Origin of the sequence: Chryseobacterium sp. BLS98, assembly GCF_001045445.1 — a bacterium.
GTDB lineage: Bacteria > Bacteroidota > Bacteroidia > Flavobacteriales > Weeksellaceae > Chryseobacterium.
In genome coordinates this window covers 713508-736088 of record NZ_LFNF01000001.1, presented here as the reverse complement: position 1 = coordinate 736088, position 22581 = coordinate 713508, and the positions used below count along the sequence as shown (strand labels likewise).

Below are 22581 nucleotides of genomic sequence, written 5' to 3'. Positions count from 1 at the left end.
AAAAAAGGATAAGTTGCTATATTATATAGATTTAAGCTGATATATTTCAAAGTGCTATTTTAAACATAATTTTCTTTTGGGATATTGTTTAAAATATTAAGAAATATTAACAGACGTATCCAAAATAATTTTATATTTGGGTTATATAATAATAGTCTATGAAAAAAATATTAGTATCAACTGCTTTATTGGCGGGTGTTTTATCTTATGCAGGAGGCTTCAGGGTATCTCTGCAGGGAGTGAAACAATTGGCAATGGCGCATACTAGTGCTCATGCCGAAGATGCAAGTGTGGCATTTTTTAACCCGGCGGGTATGTCATTCATTCCTTCCAAACTGAGTATAGTGGCAGGAGGGTTTGGTGCAAGTAATAAAGTTACTTTTCAAAATCTGAATACCTTACAGAGTACAGAAACAGATAATCCTATGGGTACTCCGATATATGCTGCTGTAGCCTATAAGCCGATAGAGAATTTATCTGTAGGTTTCAGTTTTACAACGCCTTTCGGAAGCACCATTCAATGGCCAAGTGACTGGGAAGGGAAAGAAATGGTACAGAAGCTGGAGCTTAAAAGCTTTTATTTTCAGCCTATGGTATCTGTGAAGCTGGCTCCATGGGTGTCTTTCGGGGCAAGCTACATTTATGCAAAAGGTAAAGTAGACTGGGATAAGGCTGTAACACAGTTTGGCGGTGAATTAAATATTAAGGATGACAAGGCAAGCGGACACGGTTACGGATTCGGTTTCTATTTCAGACCAGATCCAAAGTTAGACGTAAGTATTGCTTACCGTTCCCCTATAGATATGAAGGCTAAAAAAGGAACAGCTACATTTAAGTTCCCGTCTGCGGCTATTTATCCATTGCTGGGACTGGATCCAAGTACAGGACAGGATAAATTTACAGCAACACTTCCATTGGTAGAAGAATATACAATCGGTTTAACCTATAAAGTGACTCCAAAATGGTTGATTTCAGCTGATTTCAACTATCACGGATGGGAAAGATACAGCAAGCTGACTTTAGATTTTGCCAATGCTCCTGTCGGAAACCAGGCAGATCCTACTGTATTGGTAGCGCCTAAAAACTTCAGAAATTCCAAAACATTCAGATTGGGAACTCAGTATGCGTTTACAGACATGATCTTCGGACGTCTGGGGGCTTACTATGACGAATCTCCTTATACAGATGACCATTTCATTCCGGAAACACCTTCATTCAACACTTATGTAATTACCGGAGGTCTTGGCTTTAAACTAAAGCAGTTCGGAGTTGATATAGCAGGAGGATATGCACTTCCTCAGGCAAGAGATGTAAGAAATGCCTCTCTTGGCTTCAACGGACAGGCAAAAGCTAGAGCGTTCTACTTTGGTTTAGGTTTATCGTACAACCCTTTTTAATTGAAGACTATGAAAAAAATTATAATATCAACACTTGCAGTTTCTGCACTTCTTTTTACAACAAGCTGTGAGACTGATTTCGATACTGATGTAAAGGATGTCCAGGTAACCAGTGGAGAAGCGAACTTCTCAAAATATATTTCTTTAGGAAACTCCCTGACTTCCGGATACAGAGACGGAGCGCTTTACAGCAGCGGACAAAACGAATCTTATCCAAGTATCATTGCAGCTCAGATGCAGCTTGCAGGCGGTGGGGCATTTAAACAGCCTTTGATGCCGAATGATGTAGGAGGATTTATAGGATTACCAGGTTTTCCGGGTAAATTAACTCTTCAGGTAGCGGCAAACGGAAGTTTGAGTCCTGTGGCAAGCGCTCCTGCTGCTGCATTAGATAATGTAGCTGCCGGTGGACCTTACCAGAATATGGGAGTTCCGGGGGCGAAGTCTTTCCATCTGATTGCACCTGGGTACGGAAGTGCGGCTAACCTTGCCTTAGGAGCAGCCAATCCGTATTTTGTGAGATTTGCCTCTTCTACAACAACGAGTGTTTTGGATGATGCAAAAGCTCAAAAAGCTACATTCTTCTCTCTTTGGATTGGTAATAACGATGTATTGTCTTATGCTACCAACGGAGGAACCAATTCTCAGACGGTAGGTGGGGTTACTACGTATAGTCCTGCGGTTGTACAGACCAATAATGTAAACCCATTGACCTATAAATCAAATGATATTTCCGATCCTAACCTTGTAGCAGGATCTATTAAAAATGTACTGGATGGTCTTAAGAGCGTAGGAACCACAAAAGGTGTTATTGCCAATATTCCTTATGTTACTTCAATCCCTTTCTTTACAACAGTTCCTTACAATCCTTTAACGCCTACAACTTTAGGTGCAAATTTAGCAACACTTAATGCCAGTTTGTACGGGCCGTTAAAGCAGGCGCTTACTGCTTTTGGAGCCGGAGACAGAATTAATCTGCTTTCTTCTACTTCTGCAAATCCTGTTTTAATAAAAGATGTTGCTCTTACAGATTTGTCGGCACAGCTTACCGCTGCCCTGACGCCTTCATTAGGAGCACCAACAGCAGCTGCATTTGGACAAATCTTTGGACAGGCAAGACAAGCTACATCAGAAGACTATATTCTTCTTACGACCAGTTCTCTAATCGGAACCACTGCGCCCGGAGCACCGGCTCCTGCAAATGTTTACGGAATTTCTTATCCGTTACAAAACCAGCATGTATTAACAAAAACAGAGGCAGGTTATGTGAAAACAGCTGTAGATGCTTATAATAACTCTATAAAATCACTTGCTGATTCTTATGGATTAGCTCTTGTAGACAGCAATGCTAAAATGGTTGAACTTAACGGAAAGTCAGGAATCATCTATGATGGGGTAAGATATACGGCCAAATTTGTAACGGGCGGAGCTTTCTCCCTTGATGGTGTTCACCTTACAGGAAGAGGTTATGCGGTTATTGCCAATGAATTTATCAAATCTATTAATGAAAAGTATCACTCTACTTTACCACAGGTAGATATTAACAAATATTCAGGAGTGAAATTCCCGTAATGATACAGGAAAATAAAAACTTAGAAACCACAAGAGCAATTCTTGTGGTTTTTTTTTAAATTTGCAAAATCTTTAAAAAGTAAAAATGGCAGATCAGTTAAGTTATCTATTTTGTACAAGAACCAGTAAGGACTTGGCAGAAAAAATTGCCCAATATTATGGGAAAGAGTTAGGGAAAATCAACTTTCAGGAGTTCAGTGATGGGGAATTTGAGCCTGTTCTGGATGAGTCGGTAAGAGGAGGAAGAGTTTTCTTAATCGGGTCTACCTTCCCGCCAGCAGACAATCTTTTAGAGCTTCTATTGATGATTGATGCAGCAAAAAGAGCTTCCGCAAAAAGCATTACCGTTGTAATTCCTTATTTCGGACTTGCAAGACAGGACAGAAAAGACAAGCCGAGAGCTCCGATAGGTGCTAAACTGGTAGCTAATTTGTTAACCGCTGCAGGAGCAACAAGAATAATGACGATGGATCTCCATGCAGACCAGATTCAGGGGTTCTTCGAGATTCCAGTAGACCACCTGTATGCTTCTACCATTTTTGTAGATCATATCAAATCTCTGAATTTAGATAACCTTACCATTGCTTCTCCGGACATGGGAGGTGCAAAAAGAGCGAAAAACTATGCAGGACACTTAAGTGCTGAAGTAGTAATTGCTTACAAAGAAAGAAAAAAGGCAAACGTTGTAGAAGAAATGTTCCTGATCGGGGATGTAGTAGGAAAAAATGTAATCCTTATTGATGATATGATCGATACGGCAGGTACACTTTGTAAAGCTGCAGAAATTCTGATGGAAAAAGGAGCAAAGTCAGTAAGAGCGATGGCTACTCACGGAGTGCTTTCCGGAAAGGCTTACGAAAATATTGAGAACTCCAAACTACTGGAAGTTATTGTAACTGACTCAATTCCTGTTAAAAATAATTTGTCATCTAAAATAAAAGTGCTATCTTGCGCCCCGTTATTTGCGGACGTTATGAAGATGGTTCATGAGCATCAATCAATTAGCAGTAAATTTGTTATTTAATTGATTTTTAGAGGTTTGCAGAAATTAAACTGAACAATTTTTTAAATTTTTTATAAATGAAATCTATTACAATTCAAGGTACAAAAAGAGAAAGCGTGGGCAAAAAGTCTACAAAAGCTTTACGTGATGCTGAATTAGTTCCTTGTGTTGTTTATGGAGGTGAAGCCCCTTTAAACTTCTCTGCTGAAGAGAAAGCTTTCAAAGGATTAGTATACACTCCTGAAGCACACACGGTATCTATTGAGCTAGATGGGAAAACAATTCCTGCTGTTCTTCAGGACATTCAATTCCACCCAATTACGGACAAAATTTTACACGTAGACTTCTACCAGTTATCTGATGATAAGCCAGTGGTTATGGAAGTTCCTGTAAGAATTACCGGACGTTCTAAAGGTGTTGTAGCTGGTGGTGTTTTACGTCAGTCTTTCAGAAAACTAAAAGTGAAAGCGATTCCTGCAAACTTGCCGGATGAAATCGTTGTAGATGTTACTCCTTTAAGAATTGGTAACAAACTTTATGTTGGAAGCATCAAAACTGAAGGATATTCTTTCGTTCACCCTGACAATGCAGTTGTAGTGGCTGTTAAGATGTCTAGAAATGCAATGAAAGGTGGTGCAGCAGTTGAAGAAGATGATGAAGAAGAAGTTTCAGCTGAAGGAGCAGCTCCTGCAGAAGAAACTGCAGCAGAATAATATTTGCTTATTCACAAACCATATAAAACCTGTCAATCTATTGGCAGGTTTTTTATTTTGTATTAAAGTGAACGGTACCTTCCTTCTTACTATTCGCCTCATTGAATCTTTCTATCACCTGACAAGTATCAGCCCTCAACCCAATGCGTCCTTTCAGAAAAAAAGACGTAAATTTGAAGTGTTCTAAATAAGAGCCATCTAATTTAAAAATTTAATAAATGTTTGACATTCAGGAAATAAGAAGTCAGTTTACGATATTAAACCGCGAAGTGAATGGTAAGCCTCTGGTTTACTTAGATAATGCAGCAACATCTCAGAAACCGGATTCTGTTTTAAAGGTCTGGAATGAATACTATACGGAACTTAATGCCAATGTTCACAGAGGAATCCATACATTGAGCCAGCTGGCCACTGAGGAAATGGAACTTTCAAGAAGGAAGATCCAGAAATTCATTAATGCCAGGCATGATTTTGAAGTTATTTTTACCAAGGGAACAACAGAAGGTCTGAACCTCATCGCCTATATTTTAACACAGAAGCTAAAAAAAGACGATGAAATTATTATTTCCTATCTGGAACATCACTCTAATATTGTTCCGTGGCAACTGCTTTGTGAAAGGACCGGGGCAAAGCTCAGAGTGATACCGATTGATGAAAATGGTATTCTTCAGCTGGATTATCTGGATGAATTTTTAAGTGAAAAGACAAAAATAGTTTCAGTAAACCAGGTTTCCAACGCATTAGGTATCATAAATCCTATTGAAGAAATCATCGCCAGGACGAGAAAAAACTCGGATGCTTATATTGTCATTGATGGAGCGCAGTCTGCTCCCCACTTTGAAATCGATGTACAGAAGATGGATTGTGATTTCTTTGTGTTTTCAGGTCATAAAATGTATGCGCCAATGGGAACGGGAATTCTTTACGGAAAACAGGAGATTCTTGAAGAACTTCCACCATTTCACGGGGGAGGAGAAATGATTGCAACATGTTCTTTTGACGGAACAACCTATGCCGGGCTTCCTTTTAAATATGAAGCCGGAACTCCTAATGTAGGTGGAAATATTGCGCTGGGTGCTGCTGTTGACTTTATTGAAAGGACCGGCAGACAGAATATTCAGAATCATGAACATGCATTATTGGAGTATGCACAGAGAAAGCTTTTAGAGCTGGAAAATATAAAAATCTACGGTGAAAAGGCCAAAAGAACAGGAGTGGTTTCCTTTAATCTTGAAGGCGTGGGGATTTCTTCCGATGTAGGGATGATTCTCGATAAAATGGGGATTGCCGTAAGAACCGGACATCACTGTACACAGCCCATTATGGATTTTTTCAATATAGCCGGAACCGTAAGAGCAAGCTTTGCAGTCTATAATACTTTCGAAGAGATTGACAAACTTGTGGAAGGAGTAAAGAAAGCCCAGAAAATGCTCGGATAAAATATAAAAAGCAGTTGTTTATCAACTGCTTTTTTATTTAATATTTACTCCCACGGAATGCAATAGCATTTCCCGTCAATAATAACCTGATAATATCCAATGGCACATTCAAGGCAGATTTCTCCTCCGGCTACGATGGTTTTCAGTTTTTCTTTGCTTAATTTTTTCATATTGTTGATTTAAAGATTTGGTAATCAAATATAAATATAAAATAATAGATTATTGCGATCTTTCAAATAGCAATTTTTGTGGTTTATTGTCTTTATTCTTGGAGTAATTTTGCCTGGTCTAAATTTAACTTTAATGGAATTAATTGAAAAATTGAACTGGAGATTTGCGACCAAAGCAATGAACGGTCAGAAAGTACCACAGGAAAAAGTGGATAAAATATTAGAAGCTGCAAGACTGGCACCTACATCCAGCGGGCTTCAGCCTTTTGAGATCATTGTGATTACCAATCAGGAGGTAAAAGAACAGATTAAGCCTCATGCGTGGAATCAGCCGCAGATCACGGATTGTTCGCACCTTTTGGTATTTGCCGCATGGGATAACTATACGGAAGAAAGAATCAACAGTATGTTTGATCTTACTAACGAAATCAGAGGCTTTAAAAACGATGGCTGGGAAAACTACAGACAGATGCTGTTGGGAACCTATCCTCAGAGATCTGCTGAAGAAAACTTTACCCATGCTGCAAAACAGGCTTACATTTCATTTGGTGCTGCCATTATCGCAGCGGCTTTTGAAGAGGTAGATTCCACACCAATGGAAGGTTTCTCACCTGAAGCTGTGGATGAAGTTTTGAATCTGAAAGAAAAGGGACTGAAAAGTGTACTTTTATTGCCAATCGGTTACAGAGACGCTTCAAATGACTGGCTGGTGAATCTTACGAAAGTGAGAAAACCTAAAGAAACTTTTATTACTGAAGTAAATTAAACTAATTTTTTCTCATAAGGAAGCCCTTTCAATAATGATTGAAAGGGCTTTTATTATTTTAAATGAAAATCTCAGATTTTCAAAAAACTTATGTGATCTTCTTATTACAAAGTATTTAAACTTCAAATAACTTAAGTGTTAAAAACTTTTGTTCCTTTTGTGGTTAGAAACTAGTTATTCGGCCTCCAGTCAACAACAGCCCTGATAAATGCCTCTGCATTTTCCACAGGAATATTAGGTAAGATTCCGTGTCCAAGATTGGCAATATATCTGTCTTTTCCAAAACGGTTGATCATTTCAGTCACCATCTTCTTAATGGTTTCCGGGGAAGAATGCAGTCTTGCAGGATCAAAATTCCCCTGAAGGGTCATGGTATGATTCGTTAATGTTCTTGCAAATTCAGGAGTAATGGTCCAGTCAACACCTAAAGCAGAAGCTTTAGACATCGTCATGTCTTCCAGGGCAAACCAGCATCCTTTTCCAAATACCACCACATGGGTAAGAGGGCTTAGAGCCTCAACAATCTGATTGATATACTGCCATGAGAATTCCTGATAGTCCGCAGGAGAAAGCATCCCTCCCCAGGAATCAAAAACCTGAACGGCGGAAACACCTTTTTCAACTTTTCTTTTTAGATAAGCAATCGTAGTATCCGTGATCTTCTGAAGAAGTAAATGAGCGGCTTCCGGCTGCTGAAAACAGAAAGATTTGGCAATATCAAAAGCCTTGCTTCCTTTTCCTTCTATACAGTAACATAAAATTGTCCATGGAGAACCGGCAAAACCGATTAACGGAATTTCGTTGTCTAATTTAATTAATGTAAGCTCAATAGCATCAAAAACATATCCTAAAGTATCATCTACATCAGGAACCACAACATTCTGAACTTGTTCCATCGTTCTGATCGGATTATCCAGCCATGGCCCTACATTTTCCTTCATTTTGAAATCGATTCCCATAGCCTGCGGAACTACCAGAATATCAGAAAAAAGGATAGCTGCATCCAAAGGAAATCTGCGGATAGGCTGTACGGTAATTTCGGAAGCCAGTTCCGGGGTCTGACATCTTGTAAAGAAGTCATACTGATCCCGAAGGGCAATGAATTCCGGCAGGTATCTTCCGGCCTGTCTCATCATCCATACCGGCGGTCTTTCAACAGTTTCTCCGCGAAGTGCTTTTAAATATAAGTCGTTTTTAATCATAATTTATTAAACTAACATGGCCATTCCCGGCGCTTATTATTTTTACCAGCCTGTTTGCAGCTGTTTAAAGTTCCTTTTTGATCAACCCAAAAATAGAGGCCAGATTGTTTTCTTCTGAGGTGAAGATTTCTTCTGTCGTATATTTTCTCAGTTCACCTGAGGTGGTTTCACCGATTGAAAAAATCTTCATTCCTTCTAAAGAGTTGAGTTTTGCAAAACTACGAACTCCGCTTGGACTAAAAAAAACTGCAGCATGATATTTTTCAGGTACGGAAGGGTAGAGCTCTTCCGTTTTGTAAACCGTAATCTTATTATAGCTGATGTTTTGTAAAGGAAGCTCATTGTCCAGAACATCTATGGCAAGATTACCGCAGAAGTGAAGGAACTGTTCGTGCTGGCAGTTTCCGATGATGAATCTTGAAAGTGTTTCGGCATTTTTCAGAACTTTGAATGTCCCGAAACCGTGTTTTCTGAGTTTCCGTTTCGTTTTTTCACCAACGCAGTATATTTTGTTGTAGTTTTTTGCTGTAAAATCTTCGTTCGGCTTAAACTGATTTTTGAAAAAAGCATTCACTCCATTGGTGCTCGTGAAGATCAGGGAGTAATTTTTTAAATCAAATGCAGCTATTTGTAAAGGTTCTGTTCTGATCACCTCAATGCATTCAGCCGAAATATCCGCTCCAAGTTCTTTGGATAATAGGGTAGAGTCTATAATTTTGGTAAACAGAATCTTCATTCAGCTAAGGTTTATCTTTTAAATCCAAATCGGTGACCAGCAGTCTTACTTTTTTCATAAAATCTTTTCCCGGATCCTCTTTTAAGGTAAAATAATTCGGATCGGTCTCTTTCCAGAGCTTTGAACCTCTGAAGGCACCATATTCCGAATGGCCTATCAGATACTCAATATGATATTTTTTAGTTAAATATCTCACCAGCTGGGCATTGGCTGAAACCTGTTTTTCCGTAAGCGGCTGGCTTTTGCTTCCTATGTTTTCAACGCCGATGGCGCAATAGTTAATACCTATTGTATGTCTGGCAAACCTATTAGGCTCCATAAGCTGGTAAACCGTCCCGTCCCTGTCTACAATAAACTGTGAGGAAACATTTAAAGTACTTTGCTTCTTTAAAGTATTCCGGGCAGACTCCAGATGCGTCTTGTTAAAATATTTATAATTCGTTTCAACAGTTCCTCCTGCGGTATAATGCAGTACGATTATTTTAGGTGAAATAGTTGGCGAATTTTGTACAATATTATAATGATCCTTAAGATATTCTAAGCTTAAACGTACCCTCTCCTGAGAATAATCAATGGGTTTACTGATAATTTTAAATTCATTGGTCTGAGCTTCTGTACAGTATGATATCAATACAAATAAAGCATAGATAAGATTTTTCATAAAGCAGCTTATTTTTGATATTGATAATGCCCTGTAATCGTATACTTAAAGAGACAGTCTTCCAGAACTTGTCCGCCTCCTATATTATGAACGACCATAAATCTTTTCCCGTCTGCAGATTTCTTATTGACCACAATTCCAATATGAGTAAGATTCCCAGGTAAGATCCAGGTAACAATATCTCCCGGAATATATAATGCAGGATTAGTTTCAGTAGATTTTACTTTTCCAAATTTAGAAAAAAAGACTGCGAGGTTGGGAACTCTCCTGTGATCAATATTCGTATCCGGTTTTTTCAATCCCCATGTTTTTGGATACTTTGAAAAATTTTTCGCCATATCTTCATGTACTTCTTTCTGCAGATCAATTCCAAGTTTTCTATACGCTCTTATGATGACATCTGTACAAACTCCTTTGTCAGCAGGGACATCTCCATTGGGATATTTAATAACAAAATAAGCAGGATCATACCTGATTGTAGGATCAACCAAGCCTAAAGCAGAACTGGAAAGTTGAAGCGCAAATTTATTCTGTGCATTGGCAATGAATACACAAAACAGGAATACGAATAAAAAAAAGGATTTTTTCATTGTTCTGCACTTGAAATTAAGATATGGATGGGTTAAAAATTCTTAGTAAGAGTTTTTAATTTCGGTCATCAGTTCTTTTCCTCCGTTTTCAAGAACAATCTTTGCAAACTTTTCACCGAAGTTCTCGGTTTCGTTATATTCAAAGTTCTCGTCAGTGGCAATACAGTTCTTACCATCCAAGGAGCAAAGGGCAGCTTTGAAACGGATCTGGTTTTCAATAATCTCTGCATAAGCTCCGATCGGGGCAGTACATCCGCCTTCCAGTGTGCTCAGAAAGTTTCTTTCGATCTCTACACAGATCTGGGTGTTTTTATGATTGATCTGGCTAAGAATCTCATTGATCTCAGGTTTGTCCGAATGTCCCGCAACGGCAATCACCCCTTGGGAAGCTGCCGGAATCATCAGTGGAAGCATTTCATAATCAATATCCATCTTCATTCTTTTGATTCCTGCCAGAGACAGGATCGTGGCATCAAAATCTCCTTCTTCAAGTTTCTGAAGACGGGTCTGAATATTTCCACGGATATCTGAAAATTGAGCATTCGGATAATTTTTCAGCCAGAACGCTCTTCTTCTTAAACTGCTTGTTGCCAGTTTCAGTTCGTGAAATTCTTTATTTTGAGCAGATTCCTTTCTTATCAATACATCCTGTGGAAAATCTCTTTCCAGATAGGCGATGATTTCGATATTTTGAGGAAGCTGTGTCGGGACATCTTTTAAAGAATGTACCGCAATATCAATTTCGTCATTCAATAAAGCAACATCAAGGTCTCTTGTAAAAACCCCGGTGATTCCCAAAGAATAAAGCGGTTGATTCAAGTTCTTATCGCCGGAAGAGACGATAGGAACAATTTCCGTTAAATAATTACGGTTTTGAAGGTGCCTCGCAACCTCTCTTGCCTGCCAAAGTGCCAATGCGGAATTTCTTGTTCCGATTCTAATGCTTTTCATTAAATTCGTTGTTTGGTTGTTCAACTAATATTTCGTGCATTAATTTACTAATTTCTTCGGCTTTTAAAGGGTTGTCGATGATAAATTTTGCAAAACGGTTGGTAATTTTCTGGATCATTTTGTCAGAAAGCTCCATATCCGTGATGTTTATGTATTTATTTTTTTTGTAAAAATTATGCATTTCATTGCGTTCCATATTCTTCAGAACCGCTTTGAAATGGTGAATATTGGGTGCCAGCTTTCTCTTTTTTTCCCACTCCAAGAAGTCTTTCATCAGCTCTTTGATGATTTTTTCAGCTTTTGGAATTTCTTTTTCACGCTGCTGAATGGTTTCCTGAATTTGTTTTGAAAGTTCATCCACATCAATCAGCGTTACATTTTCATTCTCTGTAACATTCTTTTCAACATTATGAGGAATGGAAAGATCGATGACCAGAGTTTCTTTTCCGTTAGGGAAATGAGATTTATTAATGATAGGATGCTTTGCTCCTGTTGCAACAATCAGAATGTCTGTATTTTTTAATTCCTGGTCCACATCAGAATAGTCAACATGAGGAATACTGTATTTCTGGGAAATCTTTTCAGCTTTTTCCTGAGTTCTGTTAGCAATTTTTATTTTAGGCTGATAAACATGTTTTACCAGGTTTTCAACTGTATTCTGTCCGATTTCACCTACTCCCAAAAGAAGGATGTTCTTTTCGGTGATTTTTTTCTGGCTGTTTAAAATATAGTGAACGGCAGCATAAGAAACAGAGGCGGCTCCGTTTGAAATTCCCGTTTCATTCTTAATCCTTTTCGAAATCTGGATGGCGGCATTAATAGCTCTTTCCAGATAAGGATTGGAATTCTGTCTCTCTTTCTTAAAACGGCTGTATGCTTTTTTAATCTGTCCGATGATCTCAAAATCCCCGATGATCTGGCTTTCAAGTCCGGCTGCCACTCTGAACAGATGAATAAGCGCTTCTTCTTTGGTCAGGATATTGGCAAACTGAAGAAAATCAGTAAGTTGCACTCCGATTGTTTTGCAGTATTCTTCCGCTACTAGAAGATAATTGGGTGAAGTGGTATAGATTTCGGTTCTGTTACAAGTGGAAACCACAAATGCATCCCCTAAATCCACGCTATGGATTCTTGAGACAAAATTTTTGATGTTATCGTCAAAGAATGCAAATTTCCCTCTCGTTTCTACATCTGCCTTTTCGTAGCTAATGGAAAGTACAGCAAAATTTGATGTCTGATGAATGTTGGAATACTGTAACATAAGCAGTCGCAAATTTACGTTTTTTTTCATTAACCTTCCTCTGATAATGTATATGATAATTATCGTGAAAAACTATGGTCAAATAGCAAATGACCCTACGTTGAGAAAGCAAACAAAAGCAAGTTTGCTAAATTTTAGGTAGTAGGCTCTTAATAAGTCGATCTGCTTTCTCAGCTTTCTTACCTTTTCATTTTTACCCATTCGTTATTGTATGCCCCATTAATTTTAGTTTAAATCAGGCTTCGTAAATGATTAAAGCAAAAGTTAATAAACAATTGTGAATTTTAATAAAATTTTAACCAAATTATGTGCTGCTTAAATTTCTTTAGTGGTGTTAAATTTATATCTTTGTAAACTTAAAATCAGAAGAAATATATGAGTTTATTCGATATGTTTACGCAAGAAATTGCGATAGACCTTGGTACTGCCAATACCCTTATTATCCACAATAACAAAATTGTTATAGATCAGCCGTCAATTGTTGCAATTGAACGTTCTACGGGTAGACCTATTGCGGTCGGTGAGCAGGCTAAGCATATGCAGGGTAAAACTCACGAGGATATCAAAACCATCCGTCCTTTGAAAGATGGGGTTATTGCAGATTTTCATGCTTCTGAGCATATGATCAAGGAATTTATCAAGAAAATTCCTGGAATTAAAGGCAGATTTATTCAGCCTGCATTAAGAATCGTGATCTGTATCCCTTCCGGTATTACTGAAGTGGAAAAAAGAGCGGTAAGAGATTCTGCTCAGAAAGTCAACGCAAAAGAAGTTAGGCTGATCTACGAACCAATGGCTGCTGCAATAGGAGTCGGGATTGATGTACAGAAGCCTGAAGGAAATATGATCATCGATATAGGTGGAGGTACTACGGAAATTGCTGTGGTGGCTTTAGGAGGTATCGTGTGCGACAAATCTGTAAAAATTGCAGGTGACGTATTTACCAATGATATTGCTTATTACCTGAGAACGCATCACAACCTTTACATTGGGGAGAGAACAGCTGAAAGAATCAAAATTGAAGTAGGCTCTGCAGTGGAAGATCTTGATGTGGATATTGAAGATATCCCGGTACAGGGTAGAGACCTTATTACAGGGAAGCCGAAAGAAATTATGGTAGGATATAAGGAAATTGCCCGTGCATTGGATAAATCTATTATCAGAATTGAAGATGCGGTAATGGAAACGCTTTCCCTTACTCCGCCGGAATTAGCTGCCGATATTTATAAGACAGGTATTTATCTTGCCGGAGGAGGTGCTTTATTGAGAGGCCTTGCGGATAGGCTGCACAAAAAGACAGGTCTTCCTGTATTTGTTGCAGAGGACCCGTTAAGAGCTGTTGTTCGCGGAACAGGTATTGCCCTTAAGAATATGGATAAATTCAATTTCTTAATTAAATAATTTTAACTTTTTACGACTATATATCTGAATGGGATTTTTGCTGAGATTATTTTCGAAGAATGCTCTTTTTGTCTTCTTTATATTCCTGCAGATTATTGCTCTGGTTCTGATATTCTCTAAAAACGCCATGCAGAAATCGTGGGTTGCCGGCCAGTCGGCTGCGCTCAACTCATGGATTTCCGGCTATATTGATGAAGGGGTTTCCTATCTGAAGCTTAAACAGATCAATGAAGATCTGGTGGCACAGAACAAATCCCTGATGACACAGCTGTATGGTAAAGAAGGAGCAAAAAACCCGGTATTCAGAAAAGTTCATGATACCTTAGGCGGTGGCCAGATCTATACTTTTGTAGACGGCGAAATCGTATTCAACAGTATCAACAGAAGAAACAACTATTTTACCATCAACCGTGGCCGCAGAGACGGTGTTTTTCCTCAGATGGGCGTAATGGCACCAAGAGGAATTGCTGGAATTGTCATCAATTCTACAGACAGCTACGCTTTGGTGCAGTCTGTTCTGAGCGTTAATAAAATCAGAATCAATGCTTCACTGAAAAATTCCGGATATTTCGGAACTTTAACTTGGAACGGTGACAATTCCAGGGTAATGCATCTTGCCGACATTCCGAAATATGTTGCCCTTAAGGTGGGTGACACTGTTGTAACGGACGGTAAATCAGCGATTTTCCCTAAAGGAGTGATGATCGGGACCATTGCCGGATATTCTGTAGATAACAAAACAGGCTTCTGGGATATTTCAGTGGAATTGAGTGAGAAAATGGGGGCACTAAGCAAGGTATTTGTTGTGAAAAACCTTAAAAAAGCTGAAGTACAGAGAATTCAGGATACATTACAGACCGTCATAAAAAAAGAAAATGATTAGCAGGACCTTATTTACCGATATATTGATCATGATCTTCCTGGTTGCATTGCAAATTTTTGTACTCAACAGGATTACCATTTTCGGGAAATATACGCCGGTTCTTTACCCGGTGTTTGTCATGTTTTACCCATTTTTCAGAAATAAATTTCAGTTTTTAGCTTTAAGCTTCTTGATAGGACTTTCTGTAGATGCATTCCTCTATTCATGGGGAATCAATGCCTTTGCAACAACGCTGATCGCTTATTTCAGAACGTTGATTTTCAGAACTTCCACGGATACTTCCACAGATTTCTTCTCTTTTCAGTCCCTGCAGTGGGCGCAGTTTTTGCTGTTTCTTTTTTCAAGTATCTTCCTGCATCAGCTTTTAGTGCAGTACATCGAATTTTTTAAATTTAGCCGTTTTTTTGAAATATTGCTTAATGTAGTGATCACAAGTATAATTTCCTTTATATTTATAGTGGTTTATGCATTAATATTTAAAATCAAACAAAAAGTTTGAACACACGTTATTTAAAAATTTTTTCCGCCCTTGTCGTCATCGCTCTTATTTTTGTAGCGAGGCTTTCTTATTTACAGCTGTTTACAGACCGTTATGCTTTAAATGCAGCTAATACCTCCATTAAAATTGAATACGTCATCCCTCAGAGAGGGGTTGTTTTCGACAGAAACGGGAAAATTCTGGTAGGAAACCAGCCTGCCTATGAAATATCATTTACCCAGGCTTTAATGAAACCTGATTTTGATACCATCGGATTTTGTAACCTGATGCAGATCAGTAAATCTGATTTTATCAAGAGGATTGAAATCATTAAAAAAGAAAAATACTATTCCAAGCTGACTCCTATGACTTTTTTAAAGGATCTCAGCAGAGAAGATATTGCCAGGGTACAGGAGATTATTTTTAAATATCCGGCATTCAGTATTGTTTCAAGACCTCAGCGTCAGTATGAAGTAGCAACTTCCGGTAACCTTTTGGGGTACACCAGCGAAGTGAATGAAAGAGAAATTAAAAAAGATTCCACCTATTATCTTCCCGGAGACTTCATCGGTAAAACCGGTGTTGAAAAATCCTATGAAAAGGACCTTCGAGGAATAAAAGGAATGAAATACATCCAGAAAGATATCAAACTTCGAAATATAGGATCCTATAAAAACGGATCCCTGGATAAAGATGTTGTAACCGGTAAGGATATTACGCTAACCATTGATTATGATCTTCAGAGAATTGCTGAAGAAATGCTGGTTAACAAACATGGGGCAATTGTTGCCATTGACCCGAATAACGGAGAAATTCTGACCTTGGCAACAGGTCCGGATATTGATCCGAATTTATTTACGGGACCTTCTAAATCTAAGAACCTTTACGCGCTTTCAAAGGATACCTTATACGAAAATAAGCCAACATTTGACAGATCTGTTCAGGCAGCTTATCCTCCGGGCTCAACCTTCAAACTTCTTACTGCCCTTGCAGGAATGCAGATGGGGGTAATGGATGAAAATACAGTTTTCCCTTGTGGAGGAGGCTTTTTCTATAAAGGATTAAGAATTAAAGGACACGGTGGTGCCGATCCTCTTATCCCGGCAATCCAGGTTTCCAGTAATTGTTATTTCTCCCACGCATTTATTGCCATTATGAATAAATATCCGGGTGACCCTTCCAGGGGAGTTAATGAGTGGAAAAAAATCATGAGCAGCTTTGGAGTAGGAGAATACCTGAATAATGATATTGCCGTAGGTTCACCGGGAAGAATTCCAACGGGTGAGTTCTATGAAAAAAGAAGCGGAAAGAAAAACTGGAGCTCCGACTATACCATGAATGGATCTATCTTTAACGGAATGGGACAGGGAGATGTATTGGTTACACCTCTTCAGCTGGCCAATTATGTGGCTGCCATTGCGAATAAAGGATGGTTCTACACCCCTCATATCGTAAAATCTATTGATGGTAAACCTAACCCCGATCCGAGATTTAAAACAAAACATAAAACACTCGTAGACCCTAAACACTTCGAACCTGTATTAAAAGGTATGGAAGCTGTGGTGTTGAGAGGGACTGCAAGAAGTCTGAAATCTAATGATTTTACCCAGCTTGCCAAAACGGGTACAGCCCAGGTTCCTCAGGGAAAAGATAACTCAATCTTCGTATTGATTGCGCCTGCGGACAAACCTAGAATTGTAGTGGCTGCAGTAATGGAGCACGCCGGATTTGGGGCAACATGGGCAGGTCCTGCCTGTACTGTGATCGCTGAAAAGTATATCACCGGAGATTTGAAAAGGGAGAATCTGTACAAGAAAATGACGGGTGCCAGCTTCATGCCTGAGTACAAAAGACAGTGGGTTGCAGATTTAAAACGTAAAGGGCTGTACAAAGACCCCGCAGCAGACTCTGTAAAGCTTAAAAGAAAGCAGGACAGCCTGAACTTTATCAAAGAGCAGAAAGTAAAGCTGCAGAAAAAAATAGAAGAGGAAACAAAGAATAACACTAAAAAAGCAAAGCAATGAAGTGGGCAGAAGGAATAGATAAACTAGGTCTTGGACTGTATTTCCTGCTGTGCATTTTTGCCATTGCAAATATTTACAGTGTTGATCAGAAATTAGGAGAAAAACAATTGATTTTCTTCTGCATATCTCTGTTTGTAGGACTTGTTATATTTGTGGGAAGAAGTAAATTCTTCGAGAATATGTCGGGGATTATTTACATTGGAGGAGTTTTATTATTGATAGGTTTATTTCCGTTCGGGAAAGAAATTCTAGGTCAGAAGAACTGGTACAAATTCGGAAGCTTTACCATGCAGCCGGTTGAATTTGCAAAAATCGGAACAGCTCTGATGCTGGCCAATTATGTTTCCGGACCTGACTTTAACCTGAAAGTTAAAAAATCACTCTGGACAGCCCTGGCCATTATCGGGATTCCTGCTATAGTCGTTTTGGCTATTCCGGATGTAGGCTCTATGCTTGTGTTTATAGCATTCTTTATTGCTTTGTACAGGGAAGGTCTGAACGGGCTTTTATTTGGGGTAGGTTTTATTTTTGCTGCCGTTTTTCTGATTTCACTGGCTGTACCCCCTGTGTATGTAGCATTGGCAGTTCTTGTCATTGCCGGTGTTTTAATCGCTATGAATTACCACAGAATGTCGTGGGATGTCATTTCCATTTCAGGAATTGCAGGGTCAATTCTTCTGCTTTGCGGATTGGCTTTCGGCTCACCTTATATCTTAGAGAAACTTCCCAAACACCAGAGAGAAAGAATTGAGGTTCTTTACAAAGGAGAAAAAGCATTCAGAGATACCTCAGGGTATAACTTATTATATTCAAAAACAGCTATAGGATCCGGCGGACTTTTAGGAAAAGGATACCGTGAAGGATCGGTAACGCAGGGGAAATTTGTTCCGGAGCAGGAAACTGACTATATTTTCTGTACGGTGGGTGAAGAATGGGGATTTATAGGGAGTGCCGTACTGGTATTATGCTACATGATCTTTATCGGACGCATCTATTATCTCGCAGAACAACAGAAATCTACTTTTAACAGGGTATTTGGGTATTGCTTTGCTTCCATCCTGATGATGCACTTTACGATCAATTTAGGGATGGTTATGGGGCTTTTTCCGACGGTAGGAATTCCGCTTCCTTATTTCAGTTATGGAGGAAGCTCACTGCTTGCCTTTTCTATGATGACTTTTATTTTCTTTAAACTGAATTATTCGGATAAGAACAGTTTGGTGTAATAAAGCTAAAATTTCCTCATCCATCAGCGAAAAATCATTTCATTAATCATATGAAAGAAGCTTATACTGTAGATCAGACTTTTGAAAATACAGACTTTTCCAGGTTCCTGAAAGGCGAATATGAAAACTGTATATTCAGAAATTGTAATTTTGAATACGCGGATCTTTCAGGTTTCACTTTCACAGACTGCGAATTTACAGGATGTAACCTGAGTATGGCCAAACTGATTAAAACCGCATTTCATGAAGTTATTTTTAAAGAATGTAAAATGTTCGGTCTGCAGTTTGGTGATTGTAACCCATTTGGACTTTCCTTTATCTTTGACGGGTGTTTGCTCAATAATTCAGTATTTTATAAAACCTCAGCCAAGAAGACCCGGTTCAAAAATTCCAAATTAACCGAGACTGATTTTTCTGAATCTGACTTATCCGGCTCCCTGTTTTCAGGCTGTGATCTTTCAGGAGCTATTTTCGACCATACAAACCTTGAAAAAGCAGATTTCAGGACTTCCTTCAATTATTCCATAGATCCTACCTTAAATCGGCTGAAAAAGGCTAAATTTTCGCTTTCGGAGGTGCATGGACTTCTTTACAAACTGGATATTGAAATTGATAGAGATTAAATAACGACAAAAGAATAAAGGATTTTTTATAAAACCTATCATTCACTTTCTGTCTTCCATCATTTTCCTTCTCCGAAGGGGTGGATTTTTGCAAAGCAAAAAGACGGGGTAGTCAAGACATGTTGGCTTCGAGAACCTCAGCTTACAGTCAGCCAACGATTCGAATAAACAAATAAAAAAGCCATCAGATTTCTGATGGCTTCATTATTTAAATCAATTATTTAAAATTAAAAACTTGTCGCTGCGGATGGAGTAGAAGATGCAAGATTGTTATAAGCATCCCCGTTCTCGTTGATTACTCTTTTTGCAAACCTGAATTTAGGTCCCCAGTAAGAATCATTCAGCGATGAGATCATTACCCCTTTTGAAGTGGCTGCGTGGATGAATTTAATTTCACCGTCTTCAGTAACACTTTCTACGATACCTACGTGAGAGATTCTTCTTCCGTGTGAAAAGAAAATTAAATCTCCCTTCTGAAGCTCACTTTTATCAATGCTTTCACCCTCCTGGGCCTGAGAAGCTGCTACTCTTGGTAAGCTAAGTCCTGCTGCTGCCCCGAATACGGAAAGAACGAAAGCTGAACAATCAATACCTCTTCTTGTCATTCCTCCGTATCTGTATGGAGTTCCAAGGTATGTTTCAGCTTCTGTAAGGATATTGTCGATTGTTTTATTGTATTTGACTGCCTTTGCAATCTCAGAATTTTTAATAGCTTTTTTCGCGTTGGCGATAGATGCGGCCTTCTCAGCTAGAAAAGAATCAATAAGTCTTTGCTTATCCTGTTCCATTTTCTTAGGGTCTATAGAAGCTAGTTTGGCATCTGTTTTGTATTCTTTAGTGTAAGTTGCTGGTTGTGAAACTACATAATTTGTAGCACATGATTGAACTGAAACTGTAGACACAAAAGCAACTAAATAAAACAAAACTCTTTTCTTCATATATATTTGATTATCCGTGTTAAAAGGAATATTTATTTTTCAAAAGCATTACAAAAGTAGAAATTCCGAGCAAAAGACCCCTGATATGATTATTGTCAGGTTCTTTATTTAACACATTTTAACATATTATTTCAGTATGTTAAAGAAAAACAAACCGCAACCGCCTGTTTTTGGTGAGTCTGCGGTTTTTTTTATTAAGATTCTTTAACATAATAAATCGCTTTTCCTTTATTAATGGGATTTCGTGTTTTAAAACTCCACTTTTGGTGGTTGTTAATAAAACAAAAAAACTCTCCGGAAAACCGGAGAGTTTAAACTAATATGGAACTTTACAGATGTTATTTTGTAAATAACATTTCTCTATATTTAGTCATTGGCCAAAGTTCATCATCAACCATCATTTCAAGATCATCAGAAGCGTCTCTGATACCATCGAATAAAGGTTTTACTTTGTTGCAGTATGCTTCTGCCTGCTTTTGACTGTCTGATACAGCTTTCGCTGCTTCTCTTGCTTTAATAAGTTCTTCTACCCCTAATTTAATCTTAGAAACATTTTCGGAAATATTGGTGATCAGACTCATTTGCTCTTTCGCTAATGTTTTGAACTCTTTGTCTCCGAATATTTCTTTAAGACCTTTTACATTCTCGATCAGTCTGTTCTGATAATTTAATGCAGAAGGAATGATGTGGTTTCTTGCGATATCGCTCAATACTCTTGCTTCAATATCAATAACGGTAGAATATTTTTCTAATTTAATTTCGTTTCTTGCTTCAACCTCTCTGTGGGTGAACACTCCGATTTCTTCATAAAGATCAAGGAATTTTTTGTCCATTTCCTGCTTAAGAGCTTCAGGAGTGGTTTTTAAGTTATTCAAACCTCTCTTTTTAGCTTCTTTTGCCCAGTCGTCAGAATATCCGTCACCTTCAAACATGATGTTTTTACACTGTTTGATGTATTCTCTTAGCACATTAAAGATGGCTTCATCTTTCTTCAGTCCGGTTTCAATAAGGCTGTCAACTTCTTTCTTAAAGTCATTCAGCTGTTTTGCAGCGATGGTGTTCATTACAGTCATAGACTCTGCACAGTTGGCAGAAGATCCTACTGCTCTGATCTCAAATTTATTTCCTGTAAATGCAAATGGAGACGTTCTGTTTCTGTCAGTATTATCCAACAGAATTTCAGGAATTTTTCCAACTACATTCAGTTTAAGATCTGTTTTTTCGTCCGGAGAAAGTTTTCCTTCTGTTACTTTTTCAAGTTCTTCCAGTACTCTGAACAGCTGGCTTCCGATGAATACGGAAATGATTGCCGGCGGAGCTTCATTGGCACCTAATCTGTGGTCGTTGCTCGCAGATGCGATGCTTGCTCTTAAAAGGTCAGCGTATTCATATACAGCTTTAATGGTGTTAACAAAGAACGTTAAGAACTGTAAGTTTTTCTTAGGGTTTTTTCCCGGGCTTAATAGGTTTTCGCCCGTATCAGTTGCTAAGGACCAGTTGTTGTGCTTTCCGCTTCCGTTTACTCCCGCGAATGGTTTTTCGTGGAATAAAATATGGAAGTGGTGTTTGTGAGCGATTCTTGCCATGATGTCCATCAACAAAGAGTTGTGGTCTACAGCAACGTTTACTTCTTCAAACATTGGAGCAAGCTCGAACTGGTTTGGAGCAACCTCATTATGTCTTGTTGTTACAGGAATTCCCAGTTTCATACATTCGATCTCCAGCTCTTTCATGAAGTTCATTACCCTTGTAGGGATAGAACCAAAATAGTGGTCGTCTAATTGCTGTCCTTTTGCAGGAGAATGTCCTAATAAAGTTTTTCCTGTTAAGACAAGGTCCGGACGCGACTGGTATAATGCAGAGTCAACTAAGAAATATTCCTGCTCCCATCCTAGGGTAGGCGTTACTTTCGTTACATTTTTATCAAAATACTGCATAACGTTGGTTGCAGCCTCATCCACAGCATTCAAAGCTCTTAAAAGAGGGGCTTTATAATCTAGAGTTTCTCCAGTATAAGAAATGAAGATGGAAGGAATACATAAAGTAGTTCCCATGATGAAAGCCGGAGATGTAGGGTCCCATGCCGTATAACCTCTCGCCTCAAAAGTATTCCTGATTCCTCCGTTCGGGAAAGAAGAAGCGTCAGGCTCCTGCTGGATCAGTAAATTTCCGCTGAATCTTTCAATTGCTCTTCCTCCTTCAATCGGAGTAAAGAAAGAATCATGCTTTTCTGCAGTAGTTCCAGTCAGTGGCTGGAACCAGTGAGTATAGTGAGTTACTCCTTTGCTCATTGCCCAGTCTTTCATAGCAACAGCTACCTGGTCTGCAATGTGTCTCTGGATTTTAGTACCTTTTTTCATCGCATCCAAAATAGATTGGAATGCTTCTTTGGTTAAATATTCTCTCATGGTTTCTTCTGAGAAAACATTCTGACAGAATAATTCTGACAATTTTCCAGGAACTTCAATAGAATTATCTTTTCTGAAGTCCTTAAATGGTAAAGTTTCTAACGCTTTGAATCTTAAAGTTGACATAATAAGGTTAATT

At 38.6% G+C, this 22581-nt stretch carries 21 protein-coding genes; 12 read left to right on the top strand and 9 right to left on the bottom strand.

Features of this window, described 5'->3' with window-relative positions:
* Positions 1-158: 158 nt before the first annotated feature.
* The 5 genes from ACM40_RS03305 (at position 159) to ACM40_RS03285 (ending at position 6124) form a co-directional block, all read left to right on the top strand.
* The gene (locus ACM40_RS03305; protein WP_048501381.1) at positions 159-1397 is read left to right on the top strand and encodes an OmpP1/FadL family transporter; all 1239 of its coding nucleotides are present in this window, start codon (positions 159-161) and stop codon (positions 1395-1397) included.
* A 9-nt stretch (positions 1398-1406) separates the two neighbouring features.
* Entirely contained in the window at positions 1407-2969 is a 1563-nt protein-coding gene (locus ACM40_RS03300) for a G-D-S-L family lipolytic protein (RefSeq protein WP_048501380.1), read from the top strand.
* Between the two features lie 85 nt (positions 2970-3054).
* Positions 3055-3993, top strand: coding sequence for a ribose-phosphate pyrophosphokinase (locus tag ACM40_RS03295; protein WP_048501379.1), 939 nt, complete (start codon positions 3055-3057; stop codon positions 3991-3993).
* A 56-nt stretch (positions 3994-4049) separates the two neighbouring features.
* Complete coding sequence (locus ACM40_RS03290; protein ID WP_048501378.1) at positions 4050-4685, top strand: 50S ribosomal protein L25/general stress protein Ctc; 636 nt, start codon at positions 4050-4052, stop codon at positions 4683-4685.
* Between the two features lie 218 nt (positions 4686-4903).
* Positions 4904-6124, top strand: coding sequence for a cysteine desulfurase (locus tag ACM40_RS03285; RefSeq protein WP_048501377.1), 1221 nt, complete (start codon positions 4904-4906; stop codon positions 6122-6124).
* 44 nt (positions 6125-6168) lie between these two features.
* On the opposite strand, the gene ACM40_RS03280 is transcribed toward ACM40_RS03285, so the two are convergent.
* Positions 6169-6294: a GNAT family acetyltransferase gene (locus ACM40_RS03280; protein WP_048501376.1), complete on the bottom strand. Its 126-nt coding sequence runs from the start codon at positions 6292-6294 to the stop codon at positions 6169-6171.
* Between the two features lie 133 nt (positions 6295-6427).
* Here ACM40_RS03280 and ACM40_RS03275 point away from each other — a divergent pair, with 133 nt between their 5' ends.
* Positions 6428-7060, top strand: coding sequence for an NAD(P)H-dependent oxidoreductase (locus ACM40_RS03275; RefSeq protein ID WP_048501375.1), 633 nt, complete (start codon positions 6428-6430; stop codon positions 7058-7060).
* A gap of 170 nt (positions 7061-7230) precedes the next feature.
* Here ACM40_RS03275 and hemE read toward each other — a convergent pair whose 3' ends face one another.
* The 6 genes from hemE to hemA all read right to left on the bottom strand — a co-directional run bounded on the left by hemE (position 7231) and on the right by hemA (position 12461).
* Positions 7231-8262, bottom strand: a complete 1032-nt coding sequence (gene hemE / locus ACM40_RS03270) for a uroporphyrinogen decarboxylase (protein ID WP_048501374.1) — start codon at positions 8260-8262, stop codon at positions 7231-7233.
* A 64-nt stretch (positions 8263-8326) separates the two neighbouring features.
* Entirely contained in the window at positions 8327-8998 is a 672-nt protein-coding gene (locus ACM40_RS03265) for a uroporphyrinogen-III synthase (protein ID WP_053077089.1), read from the bottom strand.
* A gap of 4 nt (positions 8999-9002) precedes the next feature.
* On the bottom strand, positions 9003-9659 hold the full coding sequence (locus ACM40_RS03260) for a peptidoglycan recognition family protein (RefSeq protein WP_048501373.1): 657 nt from the start codon (positions 9657-9659) through the stop codon (positions 9003-9005).
* Positions 9660-9667: 8 nt separating this feature from the next.
* Positions 9668-10249, bottom strand: coding sequence for a DUF1287 domain-containing protein (locus ACM40_RS03255; protein ID WP_048501372.1), 582 nt, complete (start codon positions 10247-10249; stop codon positions 9668-9670).
* Between the two features lie 42 nt (positions 10250-10291).
* Entirely contained in the window at positions 10292-11200 is a 909-nt protein-coding gene (hemC, locus tag ACM40_RS03250; protein WP_048501371.1) for a hydroxymethylbilane synthase, read from the bottom strand.
* Complete coding sequence (gene hemA / locus ACM40_RS03245) at positions 11187-12461, bottom strand: glutamyl-tRNA reductase (protein ID WP_048501370.1); 1275 nt, start codon at positions 12459-12461, stop codon at positions 11187-11189. Before hemA ends, hemC begins: the two co-directional genes overlap by 14 nt.
* A gap of 375 nt (positions 12462-12836) precedes the next feature.
* Here hemA and ACM40_RS03240 point away from each other — a divergent pair, with 375 nt between their 5' ends.
* From ACM40_RS03240 to ACM40_RS03215, 6 genes are read left to right on the top strand one after another with little or no spacing between them, the layout of a single operon-like run.
* On the top strand, positions 12837-13862 hold the full coding sequence (locus tag ACM40_RS03240) for a rod shape-determining protein (RefSeq protein WP_034700899.1): 1026 nt from the start codon (positions 12837-12839) through the stop codon (positions 13860-13862).
* 28 nt (positions 13863-13890) lie between these two features.
* Complete coding sequence (gene mreC / locus ACM40_RS03235; protein ID WP_048501369.1) at positions 13891-14745, top strand: rod shape-determining protein MreC; 855 nt, start codon at positions 13891-13893, stop codon at positions 14743-14745.
* On the top strand, positions 14738-15244 hold the full coding sequence (locus tag ACM40_RS03230) for a hypothetical protein (protein ID WP_048501368.1): 507 nt from the start codon (positions 14738-14740) through the stop codon (positions 15242-15244). The genes mreC and ACM40_RS03230 overlap by 8 nt, the downstream gene beginning before the upstream one ends.
* The gene (locus tag ACM40_RS03225; protein ID WP_048501367.1) at positions 15241-17247 is read left to right on the top strand and encodes a penicillin-binding transpeptidase domain-containing protein; all 2007 of its coding nucleotides are present in this window, start codon (positions 15241-15243) and stop codon (positions 17245-17247) included. The genes ACM40_RS03230 and ACM40_RS03225 overlap by 4 nt, the downstream gene beginning before the upstream one ends.
* Positions 17244-18473 (top strand): rod shape-determining protein RodA, encoded by a 1230-nt coding sequence (gene rodA, locus ACM40_RS03220; RefSeq protein ID WP_048501366.1) that lies wholly within the window; start codon positions 17244-17246, stop codon positions 18471-18473. Before ACM40_RS03225 ends, rodA begins: the two co-directional genes overlap by 4 nt.
* A 50-nt stretch (positions 18474-18523) precedes the next feature.
* Positions 18524-19096: a pentapeptide repeat-containing protein gene (locus ACM40_RS03215; protein WP_048501365.1), complete on the top strand. Its 573-nt coding sequence runs from the start codon at positions 18524-18526 to the stop codon at positions 19094-19096.
* Positions 19097-19323: 227 nt separating this feature from the next.
* Here the strand turns inward: ACM40_RS03215 and ACM40_RS03210 are convergent, their stop codons facing one another.
* Together ACM40_RS03210 and ACM40_RS03205 are read right to left on the bottom strand one after the other, a co-directional pair.
* Positions 19324-20034: a C40 family peptidase gene (locus ACM40_RS03210; RefSeq protein ID WP_048501364.1), complete on the bottom strand. Its 711-nt coding sequence runs from the start codon at positions 20032-20034 to the stop codon at positions 19324-19326.
* Between the two features lie 338 nt (positions 20035-20372).
* The gene (locus ACM40_RS03205) at positions 20373-22568 is read right to left on the bottom strand and encodes a glutamine synthetase III (RefSeq protein ID WP_048501363.1); all 2196 of its coding nucleotides are present in this window, start codon (positions 22566-22568) and stop codon (positions 20373-20375) included.
* Positions 22569-22581: the final 13 nt, after the last annotated feature.